This window comes from Faecalibacterium sp. BCRC 81149 (assembly GCF_022750605.1).
Lineage (GTDB): Bacteria > Bacillota > Clostridia > Oscillospirales > Ruminococcaceae > Faecalibacterium > Faecalibacterium duncaniae.
In genome coordinates, this window is sequence record NZ_QXJA01000001.1 from 563,035 (window position 1) to 582,081 (window position 19,047).

The window sequence follows — 19,047 nt, forward strand, 5'->3', positions numbered from 1 at the left end:
TGTCAAGAACTTCCGATAAACACAAAACCTCCCACTCGAATGAGCGGGAGGTTTTATGATACACAGTTATGATTACCAGAACCAATACCGTTTCTTGACGGCGATATACACGATCAGGCAGACCACGGTCAGCGCACCGGCGGCGATGAAGAAGGTCCAGTTGATATTGGTGAAGCGCAGATTCTGGTTGGTCAGCAGGTAGCTGCCAGCCGTATCGGCGGTGATGGTGCCATCCTTGTAGCTGTTCAGGAACTGCCACTTTTCACTGGCAGTGTTGTGCAGATACAGGCGGCTGTAAGCGGCATTCTCACCGGTCAGGGTGATCTGCACCACGCAGGGCAGCGCACCGCTTTCGCCCAGCTGGAAGCTCAGGCCGTTTTCATCGGGGGCAAAGGTCAAGGCGGTGCTGAACCCGCCCTGGGTGCTCTTGATGCTGGTGCCATCGATCCGCAGGGTATAATCCTCGCCCAGCACGATCAGGCTGCGGCCTGTGGTGCGCAGGGCACTCAGGATCTCGCCGGTGATGGCAGGCACGTCGCTCTGATAGAGGGACACTTCCTCCCCTGCGGCGTTCTGGATGGCGGCCACGGTGGCATCGGTGGTGACGTTGTCCTCGGTGCCCTCACCGCTGGTATCGCTGCTGCTGCCGGAGGTGGAGGCGGTGCGGTTGACGATGACCGTGACCGAGGTGGAGGCGGTGCCGTTGGAGACCACCACGGAGGTGGCACCCGTGGCAACGCCGGTGATGACACCGGAACCGCTGACGGTGGCAATGCTCTTGTCCTGGCTCTTGAAGGTCAGGCTCTGGCTGGCAGAGGCCGGCGACACCTTGCCGGTGATGGTCTTGGAGGAGCCCGGCTTGAGCACCACATAGTTGGTGTTCAGGGAGATGGACTGGCTGGAGACGGTGCTGGTGTTGGCCGCAACCACCGTAACGGTGGCCGTGCAGCTCACGTTGCCGTCCGTGGCGGTGATGGTGGCCTTGCCGGGGGCAACGCCGGTCACCTTGCCAAAGTTGTTGACGGTGGCCACCTTCTCATTGGAAGAGCTCAGGCTGACGTTGATATAGTTGGCCGCCGAGGTGGGCAGCACTGCCAGCGAAAGGCTGGTGGTCTCGCCCACGGCAATGGTGCTGGATGCAAGGGTGATGTCCATTTCGGTGGCGATCATGCTGGCATCCGGCTGGGGGGTAATGGTATAGGTGCAGCTCACCCCGCCGCAGGTGGCGGTGATGTTGGCCGTGCCCAGGCCCACAGCCTGCGCCACGCCCTCACTGTCCACCGAGACAACATTGGGGTTATCAGAGACATAGGTCACACCGTTCTTGCTGGCGGCATTGGCGGGGGTGGTCACCGGGGAGAGCTGCTGGGCCGTGCCCGCCAGCGGGGCGGCATCGTAGCTGCCGGTCTCGATGCTCTCGGCGGTAACTTTATCCCAGGGAAAGCTCACCTTGGGCAGCGTGAGGGCCAGCGGCGTGGTAACAGGGCCGGCAGCCGACGCAGGCAGGGCGGCGGCACAGGCCAGCACACCCAGCAAAGCCGCGCTGGCGGCCAGCTGTTTCGGGTTCAGTTTCATTCTTTCGTACCTCTTGGGCGTGGAATCGGCGGGCGCTTAGCGGAACAGCACGCCCAGGGCCTCCATCACATAGTCAAAGTAAGTCAGTTCATCGTACTCCACACGGGCGGTGACGCTCATGCCGTTGGAAAGATCCACCTTGTCGCCGCTGGTGCTCACGACATAGGTGTTGTCCGGCTTGATGGTCATCTTGTAGTAAGACCCGCTGGTGTTGGTGGTCACGTCACTGTCGATGGAGGTAACAGTGCCGGTCAGGGTGCCGTAGGAATACTCCGACAGGCCGGTGATGGCGATCTTGCAGGGGTCGCCCACGTTGATCAGCGGCCGGTCGTTGACGGTGACAGCCGCCACGATCTCAAGGTCGCTGTTCTCGCTGGCCACGGTGGCCAGAGCGGAGCCCGCGCTGAGCACCATGCCCACCTTGTAGGGGGTGTCCATGTGGATGACACCGGAGGTGGGAGCGTAGATGTAGTAATCGTTCGCGCCAGTGTTCAGGGCATCCAGCTGGGCCTCGATGTTGTCAATGTTGGCCTGCACGCTGGTCAGGTTGGCAGAAATGGACTGCAGGGTGGAGTAATACAGGCTCTCCACCTCGCTCTGGTTCTGCTCCATCAGGGTCTTGATCTGCTCGTCGGTGTAACCGGCTGCCTGATAGGGCGAAGCATCAAACGCCTTCTGGCTGACCTGGCTCTTGTAGCTTTCGTACTGGTAGTAATAGGGCTGATCGTCGATGTCGGTCTCGCTGAAGTAGTTCTTGTCGTCCTGAATGGACTTGAGCAGCTTTTCGTACTGGCTCTTCTGCTTTTTGTAGATGTCCAGCTGCTTCTGGTAGCTGTCCTGCTGGATGTCCAGATCGGTGCTCTTGATGTGGGCAATGAGGTCGCCCTCGGTGACATAGCTGCCCTCCGAGATGTTCAGCTCAGTGATGGAGCCGGAGTAGCTGGACATGATATAGGTCTTGTTGGCCGCCTGCACTGAGCCAGTGGACTGGCTGACGTAGGTGCGCTTGTTCTGGGTGCTCCAGATCACCAGAAACACCATGAGGAAAGCCACCAGAAGAATGAGCGCGTAGCCAAAGGCCGGCAGCTTCTTCTCCATCATAATGCGGCGGTCCTGCAGGTCGGAAAGATTCTGAATGCGAGTGGTCATATTACTTCGTCTCCATAAAAACGTCCATGACACCGTTTTCGCTGTCCTGATTGACGTAGATGCTGTAGGCGGTGCCGGTCAGCTCGATCTCGTGCTCGTAGGCATAGATGTTCAGCTTCTGGCTGGCAAGGCTGCTGTGGTCCATGGGGCCGGTGAAGTGGGCGTACAGGCAGCCCTTCACCCGCAGCACAGCGTCCTGCTCGTAGCCCGGCTCCAGGCGGGGGATGAGCTGGTTGACCTGCATCATAAAATAGATCTGCGGCTCCGGGTTGGGGCCGGAGGTAAACTTGACGCACTGGATCACAGGGCCAACCGGCATGGCGCTGTGGCTCTTGATAAAGTTCTGCATCTGGGTCAGGATCACGCCCAGGTTGCCCAGCTCGCTGGCATCGATCTTGCGTGCCAGAACGTTGGTCAGCTTCAGGGTCTTGTTTTCTGCAACTTGGATCTCTCTCATAATAATGTCCACCTGTTTCTTTTTTGTTTGCAATAAGCAATTGTCTGGGGTCAAAGATTCTTTTTTACCGTTTTGCCAAAGACTCTCCTCAAAGCGGCCTCACCCTCTCAGTCAAAGCCTAACGGCTTTGCCAGCTCCCCCAAAGTGGGAGCTCTTGACAAAAAGGGTCACAGCTGCTTTTATATCCGAATTTGTACTTCCCTATCAATGGTCTCGCATACAGCATCAAAATGATTGTTAACATCCCGATTAGAGAACCGTAAAACTTTCAAGCCATAGCCATGCAGGATAGCACTTCGTTCCTCATCGTAAGCTTTCCCCTGTTCAGTATAATGCTGTGAGCCGTCAAGTTCAATAACCAATCTTGCATCCGCGCAATAAAAATCCACAATAAACGATTCAATGATCCGCTGTTTGTAGAATTTTACCGGATATTTCCGCAAGAAAACATACCAAAGCCGTTGCTCCTGTGGTGTCATTTCCCTCCGAAGTCTTCGGGCTACATCCAGCATGTCGTTATTCTTGACAACTATCGTCTTTTTCATCAGCTTATACCTCTACCGGGCTCACCCTCTCCGTCAGCGCACACGCGCTGCCACCTCCCCCAAAGTGGGAGGTTTTGACAGAATGATTCACTCCCTGCACTGTGGGCAAGTCTGCGTTCACACTACGCAAAGGGAAACCCGCCGTACACTGCGCTATGCCAAGGGCTCTCCCTTCGGGAGAGCTGGCGCAAAGCGCCTGAGAGGGTGAGGATGCTCACGGTAAGCCACTCACACAGCGATAAAGTGTCACTATAGCTTATACCTCTACCGGGCTCGCCCTCTCCGTCAGCGCACACGCACTGCCACCTCCCCCAAAGTGGGAGGTTTTGACAGAATGATTCACTCCCTGCACTGTGGGCAAGTCTGCGTTCACACTACGCAAAGGGAAACCCGCCGTACACTGCGCTATGCCAAGGGCTCTCCCTTCGGGAGAGCTGGCGCAAAGCGCCTGAGAGGGTGAGGATGCTCACGGTAAGCCACTCACACAGCGATAAAGTGTTACTATGTAAAGAGCATTCCTGTAAGGATAAACATAATCTTCTACCACACACAATTGCCTACCGCAACGCGATAAGCAACATAAAAATAAGGTGTGCCAGGAGGCACACGCCTCCTGGCACACCATAACGAGGCATTGTTGTCTGCCCCGCGCTAACAAGTAGGGCGGTGCAGTTTCCTCAACGCTTCATAATTTCAGATCACGTCTAATTAGATAATGAACTTAACGTCAGTCTCCTTGACGGTGTTCTTGGTGGGAGCCACGCCCAGGTTGTAGACAGCAGCAGCAATGCCCAGAGCGTTCATAGCATAGTCACCAAAGTTGTTCTTCTCGATCGGGTCGCCCTTAACATTGGTGCCGAACAGGTTCTTGCCGATGTTGCCGACTTCCTTCCAGGTGGTGTTGCCGCTGAACAGGACACCGATGGTGCGGTTAATGGTGGACTGCAGGAAGGTGTTGCCAACCAGAGTCACGATGTTGGTGTTGAAGGTCTTAACGTTGTCCAGAGTCCAGATAGGAGCGGTAACAGCGCCGATAGCGTCGATAAAGCTAGCGCCACCGTTGACGTAGGTCATTTCGTTCTCTGCGATAACAGAGTAGTTTGCAGGCATCATCATAATGAATTACTCCCTTCAAATGAATGAAAAAACTTATTTTAGCGATCTTTTTCCGGCTGCGCATCCATCCAAAGATCATTTATGTAACCGAGTGCGCACTCGGCTGCAACTTAATAGGTCATTGCCTCGCCATCGTCGTCTTCTTCAACAACTGCCGCGGGGGCAACGGGTGCAGGCTCTTCCTTCTTGCGGCGGAAGATACCCTGCTGCAGGTTCCAGAGCTCGTAATACTTGCCCTGCTTTGCCAGCAGCTCGTCATGGGTGCCGCGCTCCACGATCTGGCCGTGATCCATAACCAGAATCAGGTCGCAGTCACGGATGGTGGAAAGGCGGTGTGCCACGATCAGCATCGAACGGTCAGCCAGCTGGTTATAGATCATATCAAAGATGGTATTCTCTGTACCAAAGTCCAGGCTGGAGGTCGATTCATCAAAGATGTAAAGGCTCGAATCCTTCAGGAACGCACGGGCCAGTGCAATGCGCTGCTTCTCACCACCGGACAGGCCGTTGCCGGCTTCCTCCAGATAGGTGTTGTACTGCAACGGCAGCTTGCGGATGAACTCGTGTGCGTCGGCCTTCTTGGCCGCTTCCCGTACCTGATCGAGGGTAGCCTCGGGGCGGGAGATGCGGATATTCTCGAAGATCGTCTTGCTGAACAGCTCAACGTTCTGCGGGACATAGGAAATGCAGCGGCGGACGGATGCATTGCTGTACTCGTCCAGATCAACGCCATTCACGCTGATGGTGCCGCTCTCCGGCTCGTAATACTTGAGCAGGAGCTTGGTGATGGTGGACTTGCCGGAACCCGAGGAACCAACCAGCGCCACCTTCTTGCCCTGCGGGATGGTGAAGGAGATGTGGTCCAGTGCCGGGGTGCGGTTGCCATACCGGAAGGTGACATCCTTGAATTCAATGTCGCCCTCCATGCTCTCCATCTCGGTGTATTCGCGGTCATCGTCCTGCTCGGATTCATAATCCATGATCTCCGTCAGGCGCTTCATGGAGATGGAAGCTTCCTGAATGGACATCTGCATACTGATGAGCTCGCTCACCGGAGAAGTAAAGTAGCCCGAAAGGGTGCTGAACGCCATATAGCCGCCCAGCGTCAGCTGGCCATTCAGCACCTGCGTGATGCCCACATAGGTGGTGACCATGTTCAACACGGTCATGATCACGCTGGAGATCAGGCTCTGGCCGGTGCTGATCTTGCTGGAACGCAGGCTGATCTTCAGGCTCTTGATGTATTCACGCTCAAGGGCTTCCAGCTCGCGCTCTTCGCAGGCGTTGCACTTGATGGTCTCGATGCCGCGCAGGCTCTCGATCATCTGGCTGTTCAGAACGGCCGACTGCACCATCGTCTCTTCATTGATCCGCTTGTAGGGCTGCTTGAAGATGATGACGAGCAGCAGGCTCAGAACGGTGGTAAACAGGGTAATGGAGAACAGCGAGGAGTTCATCCGGAACAGGACAAAGCCTGTACCCACGGCCATCACAATGTCCATGACCACGCTCATCGCGATGCTGGTCAGCACCGATTTGATGGTGCCTGCATCGGAATAGCGGGTGGTGATCTCGCCGGTCTTACGGGATGCAAAGAACTTCATCGGCAGTTTGTACACATGCTCGAAGTAGCCCAGCATCAACGGAATGTCAATTTTAATGGAAAGGAAGATCAGGATCCACTGTCTCACAGTCGAGAGCAGCGTGCTGGTCAGGTTGACCACACTGAACACGACAATGAGCGATATGAGCAGGTTTTTCAGCCCATAGGGCAGCACCTCGTCCATGATCGCCTTATTAAAGACGGTGGACACGATGCCAATCAGTGTCAGGATCACTGAACTGAGAATGGCGTAAGCAAACAGCTTTTTCTGGGGAAGCAGCAGATCCATGTACCGCTTCAACATGTTGTTGCGGGCTGCCTTGGCTTCCTCTTTGCCCTCCACCTTATGCTTGCCGGTACCGCCCTTGAACTCCGCTGTGGGGTTCAGCAGCAGCAGCACGCCGGTGAAGTTTTTATAGAACTCATCCAGGCTGATCTTTTTCAGTTCATTTGCAGGGTCGCCGATGACGACGTAATCCTTGCATTTGTACTTTTTGCTTGCATCAGCCTTGCGTTCTTCTTCCTGCACCACATGCTTGCGGCGGGCATCGTCCTCCTTAATGGTCGTCTTTTTGAAGATGACCACAAAGTGGGTCATGCCCTGGTCAGTAATGACCTGCGCAATTGCGGGCAGTGTGAAATCGCTTAAAAAGTTTTCGCGGTCAACACGGACAGCCGCCGTGCTGAAGCCCAGCTCATTGGCTGCTTTCTGCAGGCCAACGAGGTTCGTGCCTTTCATGTCGGTTCCCATCATGTCCCGCAGGCGGGTGATGGTGATTTCCTTTTTGTAATGGAGGCACACCATTGCGAGCGAAGCGGCCGCGCAGTCCGTAGAATCATGCTGCCGCACATAGGTATAACGCATACGATGTTTCCTTTACAAGAGACCGACAACCAAAAGCAAACGATCTCTTTTTCAATGTACTGTGTCTATTTCAAAACTACGGCTTTTATTCTAGCACACCCGGTCTGTTTGCACAAGCCCCAGTTTGCTGTTGTTTTGACCGTAGGTCTGACAAATGAAAAAGGTTTTCTTTTTGCACTCCGGTTTAACAGCGCATAGCCTTCTGCTTTGCCCTGCCCTGCGGAGAACCAGGGCAAAGCAGAAGTCCGCTGCTATCAAAAGAAGGGAGCGCCTACCCTTTGATCTGAGTCAATCACCACAGAACGTTTAAAAATTGTTCCAAGGTTTGGGTGTAGTATACCACAATCTGACAGCATCTTCAAGAGGACATTTTTTAAGAAATCATTAATTTTGAAGATTTTGTGAAAAAAGTCTCAGATTGGTTACAACACCCGGTTAAAAAACGAGCGGCGAAGTTGCCCTCGCCGCCTAATGGCGCCTCTTGCCTGACTCGAACAGGCGACACCCTGATTAACAGTCAGGTGCTCTAACCGACTGAGCTAAAGAGGCACATCTTTCAAAACGCAATTGCGCAGCGCACAATTGACTGCGAGAGGTATTATAACTCTTCTCGCTCCCTTTTGCAAGCCTTTTTTGGAAATTTGTGAAAAAAGTTTTTCAAAGGGGCAGAACCCCCCAGTCGCCTGCGGCGACAGCCCCCGCTAGTAGGGGGGGGGGGCCTTGGCATAACGCAAAGCCTATCCTCTTTGCCAAGGCCGCCCCTATTAGGGGCGGTGGCATCCCGCAGGGATGACGGTGGGGTTGAACGTCTTTCCTTCGCCCTCTTTCTCCCCCACCTTCTGCTACACTGATATCTACCAGAAAGAAGGTGCCGCCCATCAAGACTGTGATCTACCTCGATGTCCTGCTGCTGACGAATTTTGCGCTCACGCTGTTATTCCTGCTGGCGGCGGGGCTGCTGGCAGGGGTGGAGTGCCGGGCCGGGCGGCTGCTGTTGGGCGGGGCAGCGGGGGCAGCTTCCTCGTTGGCCCTGCTGGCCCCGGAAGCGCCAGACGCTGCCGCGCTCCTATATAAAGTATCAACCGCCGCCCTCACGGTGGCCGCCGCCTACGGCTGGCCCGGGGGCCGATGCTTTGCCCGGCTTGTGGGGTGGTTCTGCGCGGGAAATCTGCTGCTGGCGGGGGCGCTGCTGCTGCCCGGGGCACAGACCAACAACGGCTGCATCTACCTGCCCCTCTCGCCGGGGGCACTGCTGGCGGGCGCGGGCGGTGTGGTGCTGGCTGTGCAGGGAGTGCTCCGCTTTCTGGGCCGGGGCGGCGGGCAGGTATTCCCCGCCCGGCTCACCGTGGCAGACACAGCGCTGGATGTCCGGGCCTTCTGCGACACCGGCTTTTCGGTGCAGGAGCCGCTTTCGGGCCGGGCGGTGGTGCTGGTGCGGTTCGGTGCCGTGCAGGGCCGCCTGCCGCCCGCCCTGAGTACTTATCTGGAGCAGCACTTCGCCGGGGCCGCTCCCCTGCCCGTCCCGGCGCTGGGGGTGCGCCTTGTTCCCTGCACCACCGTGGCCGGGCACTGTATCCTGCCGGCCGTCCCGGCCAGCCTGTGCTGCACCGGCTCCCCCGCCGGGCAGGGCAGGGCCGAGCACTTCTATGCCGCCTTCGCCGACCTCCCCCCGCCGCCTGATGGGTGGGAAGTGCTGGTGGGGGTGGAAGCGTGGGAAATGATTCACCCCCTCCGTCACCGCCAAGTGTGACTGAGGACTTCACAAAGGAGGAACCGCCCTTGCATCATCTGCTTTCACTTCTTTGCCGCCTTTATTGTTTTTTGCTGGCCCCTTCCGCCGCCCACTACATCAACGGCGGGCCCAGCCTGCCGCCGCCGCTGACACCGGAGCAGGAAAAGGCCCTGCTGATCCGGATGATGGCGGGGGATGCCGCCGCGCGCGATGACCTCATCACCCACAACCTGCGGCTGGTGGTCTACCTTGCCAAAAAGTACGAGAACAGCGGCGTGCCGCAGGAGGACATGATCTCCATTGGCACCATCGGGCTGATCAAGGCGGTAAACACCTTTACGCCCGCGCGGAACATCAAGCTGGCCACCTACGCCAGCCGGTGCATCGGCAACGAGATCCTGATGTACCTGCGCAAAAGCTCCAACCGGCGGCAGGAGGCCAGCATCGACGAGCCCCTGAACACCGACGGCGACGGCAACGAGCTGCTGCTCTCGGACGTGCTGGGCAGCGACGAGAACCTTGTGGGCCTGCAATTGGAGCAGGCCGCCGAGCGTGCCACCCTCCGGCGCTCCGTGGAGCAGCTGGCCCCCCGGGAGCGGCAGATCATGGAGCTGCGCTTCGGCCTTGTGGACGGCGTGGAGCACACCCAGAAGGAAGCCGCCGATGCCCTTGGCATCAGCCAGAGCTACATCTCCCGGCTGGAAAAGCGGATCATCCGTCAGCTGAAAGAGGTGCTGGAGCGGGAGTAGCTGCTAACAATTCCCATGTATCTTCCCCGCCCTCTTACCCCATACTTCCGGTATCAACGTAACCGGAGGTTCGGGGGATGTACAACAAAGTGGAATTATGCGGGGTGGACACGGCCCAGCTGCCGGTGCTTTCCGAAGCGGAAAAGCGGCAGCTGCTCATCCGGGCGCGGGCAGGCGATGCCGCCGCCCGGCAGGCCATGATCGAAGGCAACCTGCGGCTTGTCCTGAGCGTGGTGCAGCGGTTCGCGCAGCGGGGGGAGAATCTGGACGACCTGTTTCAGGTGGGGTGCATCGGGCTCATCAAAGCCATCGACAACTTTGACCCGGCCCAGCCGGTGCGGTTTTCCACCTACGGCGTGCCCATGATCATCGGGGAGATCCGGCGCTTCCTGCGGGACAACAACGCCCTGCGGGTCAGCCGCAGCCTGCGCGATGCCGCCTACAAGGCCATGCAGGCCCGGGAGACGCTGGAAAAGCAGCTGGGCCGGGAGCCCACCGTGGACGAGGTGGCCCGGCAGGCAGGACTTTCCCGCCGGGAGGTGAACGCGGCGCTGGAATCAGTGGTGGAGCCCATCAGCCTGGAAGAGCCTCTTTACACCGATGGCGGCGATGCCATGTATGTCATCGATCAGGTGCGCGACCCGGACAGCGAGGACAGCTGGATCAGCGGGTTGGAGTTCCGGCAGACCGTGGCAGGGCTGACCCCGCGCGAAAAGCGGATCATGGAGCTGCGCTACCTCAAGGGCGAGACCCAGATGGAGGTGGCGCGGGAGATCGGCATCAGCCAGGCGCAGGTCTCCCGGCTGGAAAAGGCCGCGCTGGAGCAGTTCCGGCACAAATAAACAGGAGAGCGGCACAGGCCTCCCTGCACCGCTCTCCTACTTTTTGTATTTGCGCCTGGTCGCCGCCCCGCCCCGCAGATGGCGCTCGGCCTTGTTGCGGGCCAGCACGGCCTGCACCCGGGCAAACAGGGCCGCATCCACGGCCCGCAGGCGGGTGGACACATCCTTGTGCACCGTTGATTTGCTGCACCCGAACGCCCGGGCGGCTGCCCGCACCGTGGCACTGTGCTCTGCAATGTACTCTCCCAGCAGCGCTGCCCGCTGCTCCGGCTCCACGTTCATCCGGTCACGCCTCCCCTGTTTGCGGTCTCCCTAAAAAATATGAGCCATCGGCCGCCAATATGCCCGCCTGGGCTTGACATTTGGGCGCTGGCCGCTATACTGGGAGCTGGACATAAAAACAGGGGCGCTGAAAAGCTGAGATCCGCACCTGAGCGGAGTACCCTCGAACCTGATCCGGGTAATGCCGGCGTAGGTAGTTTGCGGAAAGGTCCACCCTCTTCACAAACGAAGCCCATGCGCCTGCCTTTTTGTGCGGGTGCATTTGTTTTTGTGTACTATTATCTGAGAAGAGGAATCTCCCATGTCAAAAACCTATTCCAAGACCCGCATTCTTGTGGAGTGCGCCCTGATGATCGCCATTGGCACCGTGCTGAGCAACATCAAGTTCTTCACCCTGCCCAACGGCGGCAGCGTTACCCTGCTGAGCATGCTGCCCTTTGTGCTGGTCTCCTTCCGCCACGGCGTGAAGTGGGGCCTGTTCACCGGCTTTGTCAACGGCTGCCTGCAGATGCTGCTGGGCTTCTGGGCACCCCCGACCCCGACCTTCCTGTATTTCCTGGGTGAAGTCCTGCTGGACTACCTGGTGGCCTTTATGGCGCTGGGCACTGCCGAATTCTTTGCCCGTCCCTTCAAGAACCGGATGGTCGGCGTGGCCGTGGGCACCTTTATGGCAGGCTTCCTGCGTTTTATGTGCAGCTTCCTGTCCGGTGTGCTGGTCTGGGGCAACCTGAACGAAGGCCTGTCCGCCTGGACTTACAGCCTGGTGTACAACGGCAGCTACATGCTGCCCGAGACCCTGCTGACCATGGTGGCCGCCGTTCTGCTCTGCCGCGTGGCTCCGCAGATCTTTGACCGCCAGCACGCAAAGGGTTGACCCATCCTCACTTTGTTCCGCGCCCTGCCCGGCTCTGTGCCCGGCAGGGCTTTTTTGTTTTTGCAGACTTTTTCAAATTGGGTGTTGACAACCGCCCGCCCGGCTGGTATAATAACTCACGTCGCAGGACACCAACCGAATATGTGGGGGATTAGCTCAGCTGGGAGAGCGCTTGCATGGCATGCAAGAGGTCACCGGTTCGATCCCGGTATTCTCCACCAAAAAAGCACTGTACTTCGTAGGAAGTATGGTGCTTTTCTTTTTTGTTCCGGCAAAAAGATCAGGGGTGCACCGCTCGCCATGCAGGCGGGCCAGTGACACCCCCGATCTCCACAACAGCAGACATCTCCCCCGCAGGTTCAACCGGGGTTTCCGTGGGCAGCATGGCAGCCGACCCGACAGCGCCCGCACCAGCGTGGCAGGCTTTGGCAGAAGCGCCAGCAGTAAGGCAACGTGGGCGGCGAAGAAAAAAGAAGTTTCTGCGCCGCAAAGTCTGCGTGGCAGCGGTGGTTTCTCCGGGCAAAATGACGAGACGATTCACAAGTTTCTGGGAAAGGTCGATTTGAAAGACACCCAGCAAGTGGAAGCCCTCAAGGATTCTTTCTGCAACAAGTACGCCAGTTCCAAAGTTGAGAATATGATGGTCATCACCCGCAACGGTGAAGTCCATTATATGACCGACAATAATCCCCGAGGGGTTGACTGCTCGTATCTGGGTGGTAAACTGAAAGGGAGTTACAACATCCACACGCACCCGCCAGATACCACGCAGTATTCCTTCAGCACTGATGCAGACATCCCGGCGGCATTTGCCGACGGCACCCGCATCATGGAAGCTGTGGACTACAAATACAGGTATCGCTTTGTAGTTCCTGAAAATATCACTTTTGAACAGTGGGACCGCGCCAGAAGTGACGTACAAGACCATGCACTGCAGTACATGGCCGAACGCGGAATGAGCGTTGCTGACATTGAAGAAAACGAGTTGCACGTTATCATTGAGGAAACCTGCAAGCAGCTTGGCGTGACTGGTTATAGTCGCTGGGAGGTACACAAATGAGCTACACCAAAGAGCAGATAGACCAATTGTGGAAGGAAAGTGTAAGGCGGGAGCGTAGCCTTGTTGCAGAGTACAAAAGAACACATTACATTCCGAGCCGTGCTACGATTTCCACGCCTGAAATTGATGCCGAACGAGCCGAACAGAAGCGTTTATATGGCGAGTATTGCAAATTGATTGCGAACAGAAAGGGTTGAGGTGTTATCATGGAAGATTTTCGTATCATCTACCGCATTTTGAAGTATTTGCAGCAAAGCATGGACTTTGAGGAGTTCGATTGCGCTGGCTTTACTGCCGAGCGCTTCGGTACGAATCCGAACCGCTTTCAGGCTCTCCTGATTCAGCTTCAGAAGGCTGGGTTCATTGAGGGCCTGAACATCGTTCGCTACATTCGCCAGCCGGAGCGCATCGAGCCGCCCATGGAACCGCATATCACCTTGCAGGGGCTTGAATATCTTCAGGAAAACAGCCTGATGAAAAAGGCCGCTGCATTTGCAAAGGGTGTTAAGGAAATCGTCCCCGGCATCTAACAACCAAATACCGCAAGCGTCTTTGCCCAGCCGGGCAGGGGCGCTTTTTTCATGCCGTCTTAGCTCATTCTGGCAGAGCGCCGGTCTCCAAAACCACAGGCCGCTGGTTCGAATCCACCCGCATGAAAACTCAATCCTTCTGCAAACAGAAAACCGCCAGCGTATCTCTACGCTGACGGTTTTTTATGGGCGCGGGTGGATTACGCAAGCCGCGCTGCTAAAAACAGCCCACTGGGCTGTTTTTGCGCTGTCTTCCACGACAGCGCCGCAGCTGTTCGAATCCACCCTTGCGGTGCTTTGTAGAAGTTCAAATAAAACAGAAACTCCAGCGTCATCACAACGCTGGAGTTCTTGGTGGAGCGAAGCAACCCAAATCCGAACCATTGCTCTCTGGGGCATCTTTGGCGGCGATTTCATCGAAAGTGATGGTTTTTGTGCCGTCTTTGTAGTTGAATGTAATCAAAACTTTTTCATCATAGAGATAAACAGCATTCACGAATGTATTGATAAGCGTTTCCCGGTGGCTTTTCACGTTCGGGTCGAGCTTGCGGAACCGGGTCAGCCAGAAACGAACCTGATTTTCGCTTAACCGTGGCCGAGCGATTTTTTCTTCGGCAATCCGAATCTCAAGTTCTTTCTGCTGGGCTTCCAGCTTTTCCAAACGTAATTTGGTGGAGTTGGTCAGCACACCCGCCTGGATAGCGTTCAGCATATTCTCAATGCCGTTCTCCACCTCGCGCATCTGCTTTTCCAGCAATGGGATCGTGGTGTTTTCCTGATCCTGCAACTCCATCACTTCCGCAACGATGGCATCAATCACGGCATCGTCCTGAATCAGCTTCATGGTTTCAGCTACGACCAAATCTTCCAGCCACTCTTTACGGACGGTCTTTTTCTTGCAGGTCTTGAAACGCTTCGCAGTGGCGCACTTATAATAATGATGAACGACCTTGTTTCTACCCGTGCCGCACTCGCCGAACATCATCGCGCCGCACATTCCGCAGAACAGCTTGGTGGTGAGCAAGTAATCGTCCTCGGCCTTGTGACGGGCAGGAGCGCGGCTGTTCTTCTTGATTTTTTGCTGCACTTCTTCAAACAAGTCCTTGTCCACGATGGCCGGGATGCTGTCGGGCATCACAATGTCCTTGAAGTGGTTTTCTCCGATGTACCGTTTGTTCGTCAACAGCTTCTGAACACTGTTGTAGGTAAACTTCTGATTGCGGTTGGTGGTCACGCCACTGTCGTTCAGCCAGTTCATCAGTTCCTTCATGGTCGCACCATCGTTGTACCGCTGAAAGGCTTCTACCACAAAGGGAGCTTTCAGCGGGTCGATTTGAAAGAACTTCTCCTCGTCCACCTTAAAACCAATGGGAATCGTGCCACCGTTGTACTTCCCCTTCAGAACATTCTCGGTCATGCCGCGTACGACCTTTTCAGACAGCTCTGCCGAGTAGTATTCAGCCATGCCGGTGAGCATACTCTTGACCATGATACCCGCAGGGCTGTCAGAGATAGGCTCCGTGGCAGATACCAGCTTGACATGATTTCGTTCCAACTGGTACTCATAGTGGGCCGAATCATAGCGGTTTCGGGCAAAACGGTCAAGCTTCCAGACCAGCACAATGTCAAACAGCCGTTTTTCGCTGTCCTTGATCATCTGCTGGAAATCCGGGCGGTTGTCGGTTTTGGCGGAAAGGGCGCGGTCGATATAGTGCTTGATGACCGTGATACCGTTCTTTTCGGCGTAGGCGGTGCATTCCCGAATCTGCCCTTCGATGGATTCCTCGCGCTGGTTGTCGCTGGAATAGCGGGCGTAAATCACAGCGGTCATGGCTGCACCTCCTTATTCATTCTCCGCAGACGGTGTCACCGTTCTGCACTTCCTTGATACCAGCCTGTAAAGCGGTATGGAGCTGTTCATCCGTCATGGTGTCTGCATTCAGCGCAGTCGGGGCTTTCGGCAAGGACAGTGGAAACGGAATGCCGCCCGTCAGCGTAATCTGACGCAGGTACATATCAATGGCGGTCGCCATTGGAATGCCGAGCTGCTTCAGCACATCCTCGGCTTGCTGTTTGACGATAGGACTGACCCGGACATTCAGCATTTGTGTTTTTTCCATGGGCATCACCTCACGATTATTGTAATGCTTTTTGCATTACAAATCAACAGCTCCATTTACGACAAAGAAAAATCTACGAATTGCACAAGAATAAGCCAAAAGTCTCGGCAATATTCACGATATTTCAACTCGTAAGATATGAATGTGGCGTCCATTCAGAACGAGGGAATACAGTTTTGCAAGATCCCTGCCATCTGGCATTTAGGGAGAACCAGTTTTTCCCACAGAGGCTTGAATATTTTCTGAACCGGCAGCATATTCCGGTTTGCAAGAGCTATCCGATAAAAGTATCTGTGCTCTTTGCTATAGCTCAGATAAGGCATCAACATCGATTCACCTTGATGTTCTCGCTCAGAGGGCCATTCTTCGGTAATGCGGAGCAGTTCGCCGTTCAGATAATCTTCTGCGTCCTGTAACATTGCATGAATGTCTGTATCCATCACCAACTTGACGGCATTGGTTTGAGTGGCCGACCCAGATATCTTAAATTATCTCTCTATGTTTACAAAACATCTGTGATTCTCTCTTTCTATTACGTAAGGACGCAAATGAGGGGCCCCATAAACGTCCTACTAAAAAAAAAGGAGATTATTACTATGTTACTCAAAAATGGAAGTACCGGAAACTATGTTATGTACCTGCAGTATGGACTGCATATCATGTGCTGCCCTCCGGGTAGTTTTGACAGCAAATTTGGCTCTGGTACTGAAAATGCTGTTAAGAAGTATCAGGGCAAAAAAGGTCTTACCCAAGATGGCATTGTTGGCGATGGTACATGGAATGCACTGGTAAGCGACATTAAAACTATCCAGCAGCTCCTGAAGAACAAAGGTTATTACGCCAGTACGGTGGATGGCCTTGCAGGTTCAGGCACTTATAACGCTGTTATCAGTTTTCAGAAAGCATCCGGCTTGACTGCCGATGGTATGGTCGGCAGTGCCACCCTGAACGCATTGAACGCTTCTTCGGGCGGTACAAGTGGTCAATCTCATTCAATCACTCTGCCTACTGATAGAAACTATCTTTGGGCACAGAAGAATTCGGAGATTGTTAAGCTTGTTGGAAATAGCGGTTGCTCGCTTGTTGCTGTGTTGAATACCGCTAATATCTATGGTCCTCGTGAATTCACCCCTAACGAAGTCCTGACTGCCTGTGGAAATTGGGGTGCAAACGGTCTGAATACTTGGGCTCTTCCCAGCGAGTGCAATGGTAAAATCGACACGAGCAAATACACTCATGGCGGTAAGGTGCAGGCGACTGTATTCAGTGCAGTCAAAGCAAGTATTGACAATAACCTTCCCATCATTATTCGACTCAACAGTAGCAATGGCAAAAAGACGCATTTTGTCACAGCGATTGCTTATACTGGCGATTGCTCCTCTGCAAGTAGCATTTCCGTCATTGATCCTGCTGGTGGTGTCATTCGAACTCTTGAGGAAGCGGGAACTGCACGCAATGAAACCGTATACGGCGATTATATCGCAACCGCTCGTCGCTCCTAAATATCTCTACTCTCTTCATCAACAATAAGTTGTAAAGCATCATTTTTTAGCATATATCCCCCCCAAAGTCTTTTCTCAACTCTCGAAAAGGCTTCGGGGGGGATTTTTCAATGCCTATTATATGCAACACTTTTCACTATCTGCTTATCCAAGCTCAGGCGAGTGATATTTATTTACTCTCCACACATACCCAACTTTTACCAACTGCATTTCATATTCGACTTTATTCATGTCATCATATGAATACTCATCATGTACCTCATACGTTTCATTGGGATTATAGTATGCAATCATTACAAAATTCACTTGTGCTTCCGTTTTATTTTTCAAATAGTATCGCACTGAGCAGAAATCATCCGGATAATATTCTCCCACATATCCCGTAAAATATGGAATTTGTGCCAAATCATAGTCATCACAAACGGCGAGTTTTCCATTATAATTCGCAAACTTTTTCTCAATTGAATCTTGTGACAAGAAATCATTTGTAAAAATAGATTTCATATATTCTTCAAACTCTTTATAAGAATTTTGATAGACCTCATAATCATGTCCGTTCAGTTTTACATATGTCGGCGCATTTTGCGTCATAGGCACAAAAGTCGGAGCATCTTCAATTTTAAAATTCAGTCCTTTTAAGTTACTTGATTGTCCCCAAAGTGCATAGTCCATTTTCTGCGCTTTTTCAAAGACAGTATATTGATCTTGATCTAAAAATACCGAGGTCGAATCAACTAACGTCTGGGAAAAATCTTGCAAATCATTTTTTTCTTCAGAATTGCATGAACTTGACGATGTATCCTGTGACGAAACTGCTGTGGACATTGATGATGCTGTTGTATCATTCATTCCACATCCCACCAAATTCACCACAATACAACCCAGAATCACTATCATTTTTACACTTTTTGCACAATTCATATGTTCTCCTTTTTTACAAGTTTATCAACATATTGTTTAGTTTCTATTGCTTTCTTGTAAACTTTTTATATTAGCTCACAAAAATCTATTTTTCCGTTTACAAATCTTAACATTTTTTCTCTTTCCTCTTAAAAGGAGGAAAGAAAATTGAATTATACGCTTTTTGACCTTTTTCTAAATGCATATAACGGCAACTCCTTTGCACAGCTACAAATCGTCCAACGTTTTCAGCCATTACTGAAAAAATATGCAGCTCTTCTTAAGTATGAGGATGCCTATTCAGATTTACAATTATATCTTCTCGAATTACTGCATTCCGGAAAATTGACCAAACTTCAAAAAAAGATGACGGCACATTAGTGAAATATATTGAATCCTCTATCCGGCATCAATACATTTCGCTTAACAGCCGAAAAAACGCCGTAGATAGCTCTGTCATCGCAAGCATTGATGAAATTGATTTCGATCAGATGTCTTTGTCCTCAAACGATGAATATCCTAAACTATTGATTTCCGATTTACATTCTGTTCTTCAACCTTCTGAACTGACCTTATTATCTCAATTTGTTTTTAAAGGAATGAGCATCGCAGATATAGCAGAAAAATCTGGTGTCAGTAGACAAGCTATCAACCGTAAAAAGCTTTCTATATTAAAAAAATTAGAATGTGCATTCTTCCCTAAAACTTCCAAATAAATTCTCATTCATTTTGATTTCATTCTTTAGTGTATAAAAGCTATTTTCTTCGCTTCCTTTAATCGAACCACCACGGCAGTTCCAACCACAAATTATCCATGGCCTGTTCCTCGGTCTTTTTAGCACGGCTCTTTGTCAGGTGGAAGTATATCGCTGTACCGATCAGGGGATGCTCCTCACCGTCTGTGAACCCATAGCGGTACAGCAGATAGGTCTGCTCCCGTTGGGTCAGCCGTTTCAGGCCATCGTACAGTTCCCGGCGCGATTCCTGCTCTTCCATAATGCTCTGCGGCTGCATGGCATAAGGGTCAGCTATGGCTTCGATGCGCCGCAGTTGTTCTTCTCCCGGCAGAACATCGTCCAGCGAAACGCGCTGGTAGCAGATGCCGTCCTTGTCCTCCGTTACCATCCGCTGTTCAAAAGTGGTAAA

General features: G+C 53.5%; 20 protein-coding genes, 2 tRNA genes, 1 pseudogene and 1 riboswitch. Of the genes and pseudogenes, 11 read left to right on the forward strand and 12 right to left on the reverse strand.

Annotation, left to right across the window (positions count from 1 at the left end; translation table 11 throughout):
- Positions 1–72 precede the first annotated feature (72 nt).
- From D3F01_RS02745 to D3F01_RS02775, 7 genes are all read right to left on the reverse strand, one after another.
- Complete coding sequence (locus tag D3F01_RS02745) at positions 73–1,575, reverse strand: Ig-like domain-containing protein (protein WP_156070098.1); 1,503 nt, start codon at positions 1,573–1,575, stop codon at positions 73–75.
- 36 nt (positions 1,576–1,611) lie between these two features.
- Positions 1,612–2,724, reverse strand: a complete 1,113-nt coding sequence (locus D3F01_RS02750) for an HlyD family efflux transporter periplasmic adaptor subunit (protein WP_097772406.1) — start codon at positions 2,722–2,724, stop codon at positions 1,612–1,614.
- 1 nt (position 2,725) lies between these two features.
- Positions 2,726–3,181 carry a hypothetical protein gene (locus tag D3F01_RS02755; RefSeq protein WP_154276424.1) on the reverse strand — a complete coding sequence of 152 codons (456 nt, stop codon included), beginning with the start codon at positions 3,179–3,181 and terminating at the stop codon, positions 2,726–2,728.
- Between the two features lie 179 nt (positions 3,182–3,360).
- Positions 3,361–3,726: an endonuclease domain-containing protein gene (locus D3F01_RS02760; protein ID WP_117535055.1), complete on the reverse strand. Its 366-nt coding sequence runs from the start codon at positions 3,724–3,726 to the stop codon at positions 3,361–3,363.
- Between the two features lie 708 nt (positions 3,727–4,434).
- The gene (locus tag D3F01_RS02765; protein WP_242885867.1) at positions 4,435–4,842 is read right to left on the reverse strand and encodes a hypothetical protein; all 408 of its coding nucleotides are present in this window, start codon (positions 4,840–4,842) and stop codon (positions 4,435–4,437) included.
- A gap of 110 nt (positions 4,843–4,952) precedes the next feature.
- Complete coding sequence (locus tag D3F01_RS02770) at positions 4,953–7,310, reverse strand: peptidase domain-containing ABC transporter (protein WP_242885868.1); 2,358 nt, start codon at positions 7,308–7,310, stop codon at positions 4,953–4,955.
- 472 nt (positions 7,311–7,782) lie between these two features.
- Positions 7,783–7,859 (reverse strand) — tRNA-Asn (locus D3F01_RS02775).
- 319 nt (positions 7,860–8,178) lie between these two features.
- Between D3F01_RS02775 and D3F01_RS02780 the strand changes: the two genes are divergently transcribed.
- The 3 genes from D3F01_RS02780 to sigG all read left to right on the forward strand — a co-directional run bounded on the left by D3F01_RS02780 (position 8,179) and on the right by sigG (position 10,633).
- The gene (locus D3F01_RS02780; RefSeq protein WP_242885869.1) at positions 8,179–9,060 is read left to right on the forward strand and encodes a sigma-E processing peptidase SpoIIGA; all 882 of its coding nucleotides are present in this window, start codon (positions 8,179–8,181) and stop codon (positions 9,058–9,060) included.
- Positions 9,061–9,098: 38 nt separating this feature from the next.
- Complete coding sequence (locus D3F01_RS02785) at positions 9,099–9,791, forward strand: sigma-70 family RNA polymerase sigma factor (RefSeq protein ID WP_179860372.1); 693 nt, start codon at positions 9,099–9,101, stop codon at positions 9,789–9,791.
- A 77-nt stretch (positions 9,792–9,868) separates the two neighbouring features.
- Positions 9,869–10,633, forward strand: a complete 765-nt coding sequence (sigG, locus tag D3F01_RS02790) for an RNA polymerase sporulation sigma factor SigG (protein ID WP_242885870.1) — start codon at positions 9,869–9,871, stop codon at positions 10,631–10,633.
- A gap of 36 nt (positions 10,634–10,669) precedes the next feature.
- On the opposite strand, the gene D3F01_RS02795 is transcribed toward sigG, so the two are convergent.
- On the reverse strand, positions 10,670–10,915 hold the full coding sequence (locus D3F01_RS02795) for a sporulation transcriptional regulator SpoIIID (RefSeq protein WP_005932131.1): 246 nt from the start codon (positions 10,913–10,915) through the stop codon (positions 10,670–10,672).
- Between the two features lie 110 nt (positions 10,916–11,025).
- Positions 11,026–11,128: riboswitch (TPP riboswitch) on the forward strand.
- Positions 11,129–11,216: 88 nt separating this feature from the next.
- Between D3F01_RS02795 and thiT the strand changes: the two genes are divergently transcribed.
- The 5 genes from thiT (at position 11,217) to D3F01_RS02820 (ending at position 13,379) form a co-directional block, all read left to right on the forward strand.
- Positions 11,217–11,789: an energy-coupled thiamine transporter ThiT gene (thiT, locus tag D3F01_RS02800; protein ID WP_117477320.1), complete on the forward strand. Its 573-nt coding sequence runs from the start codon at positions 11,217–11,219 to the stop codon at positions 11,787–11,789.
- A 145-nt stretch (positions 11,790–11,934) separates the two neighbouring features.
- Positions 11,935–12,010: transfer RNA gene (locus D3F01_RS02805), tRNA-Ala, on the forward strand.
- 26 nt (positions 12,011–12,036) lie between these two features.
- Positions 12,037–12,849 carry a hypothetical protein gene (locus D3F01_RS02810; protein WP_242885871.1) on the forward strand — a complete coding sequence of 271 codons (813 nt, stop codon included), beginning with the start codon at positions 12,037–12,039 and terminating at the stop codon, positions 12,847–12,849.
- Positions 12,846–13,046 (forward strand): hypothetical protein, encoded by a 201-nt coding sequence (locus tag D3F01_RS02815; protein ID WP_097770581.1) that lies wholly within the window; start codon positions 12,846–12,848, stop codon positions 13,044–13,046. Before D3F01_RS02810 ends, D3F01_RS02815 begins: the two co-directional genes overlap by 4 nt.
- 9 nt (positions 13,047–13,055) lie before the next feature.
- The gene (locus D3F01_RS02820; protein WP_097770580.1) at positions 13,056–13,379 is read left to right on the forward strand and encodes a YjcQ family protein; all 324 of its coding nucleotides are present in this window, start codon (positions 13,056–13,058) and stop codon (positions 13,377–13,379) included.
- A gap of 334 nt (positions 13,380–13,713) precedes the next feature.
- Here D3F01_RS02820 and D3F01_RS02825 read toward each other — a convergent pair whose 3' ends face one another.
- The gene (locus D3F01_RS02825; protein WP_242885873.1) at positions 13,714–15,210 is read right to left on the reverse strand and encodes a recombinase family protein; all 1,497 of its coding nucleotides are present in this window, start codon (positions 15,208–15,210) and stop codon (positions 13,714–13,716) included.
- 16 nt (positions 15,211–15,226) lie between these two features.
- The gene (locus D3F01_RS02830; RefSeq protein ID WP_117505255.1) at positions 15,227–15,499 is read right to left on the reverse strand and encodes a type II toxin-antitoxin system RelB/DinJ family antitoxin; all 273 of its coding nucleotides are present in this window, start codon (positions 15,497–15,499) and stop codon (positions 15,227–15,229) included.
- Between the two features lie 596 nt (positions 15,500–16,095).
- Here D3F01_RS02830 and D3F01_RS02835 point away from each other — a divergent pair.
- Positions 16,096–17,001, forward strand: coding sequence for a peptidoglycan-binding protein (locus D3F01_RS02835; RefSeq protein ID WP_117505259.1), 906 nt, complete (start codon positions 16,096–16,098; stop codon positions 16,999–17,001).
- Between the two features lie 144 nt (positions 17,002–17,145).
- Here the strand turns inward: D3F01_RS02835 and D3F01_RS02840 are convergent, their stop codons facing one another.
- Positions 17,146–17,922 (reverse strand): hypothetical protein, encoded by a 777-nt coding sequence (locus D3F01_RS02840; protein WP_117535046.1) that lies wholly within the window; start codon positions 17,920–17,922, stop codon positions 17,146–17,148.
- Positions 17,923–18,069: 147 nt separating this feature from the next.
- On the opposite strand from D3F01_RS02840, the gene D3F01_RS02845 reads away from it, so the two are divergent.
- Positions 18,070–18,282 (forward strand): hypothetical protein, encoded by a 213-nt coding sequence (locus tag D3F01_RS02845; RefSeq protein WP_242885875.1) that lies wholly within the window; start codon positions 18,070–18,072, stop codon positions 18,280–18,282.
- A complete protein-coding gene (locus D3F01_RS02850) occupies positions 18,282–18,617 on the forward strand; it encodes a sigma-70 family RNA polymerase sigma factor (RefSeq protein WP_147323062.1) in 336 nt (111 codons plus the stop codon). Before D3F01_RS02845 ends, D3F01_RS02850 begins: the two co-directional genes overlap by 1 nt.
- 58 nt (positions 18,618–18,675) lie before the next feature.
- On the opposite strand, the pseudogene D3F01_RS02855 reads toward D3F01_RS02850, so the two are convergent.
- Positions 18,676–19,047, reverse strand: a pseudogene (locus D3F01_RS02855) (RNA polymerase subunit sigma-70); the annotation flags it as partial.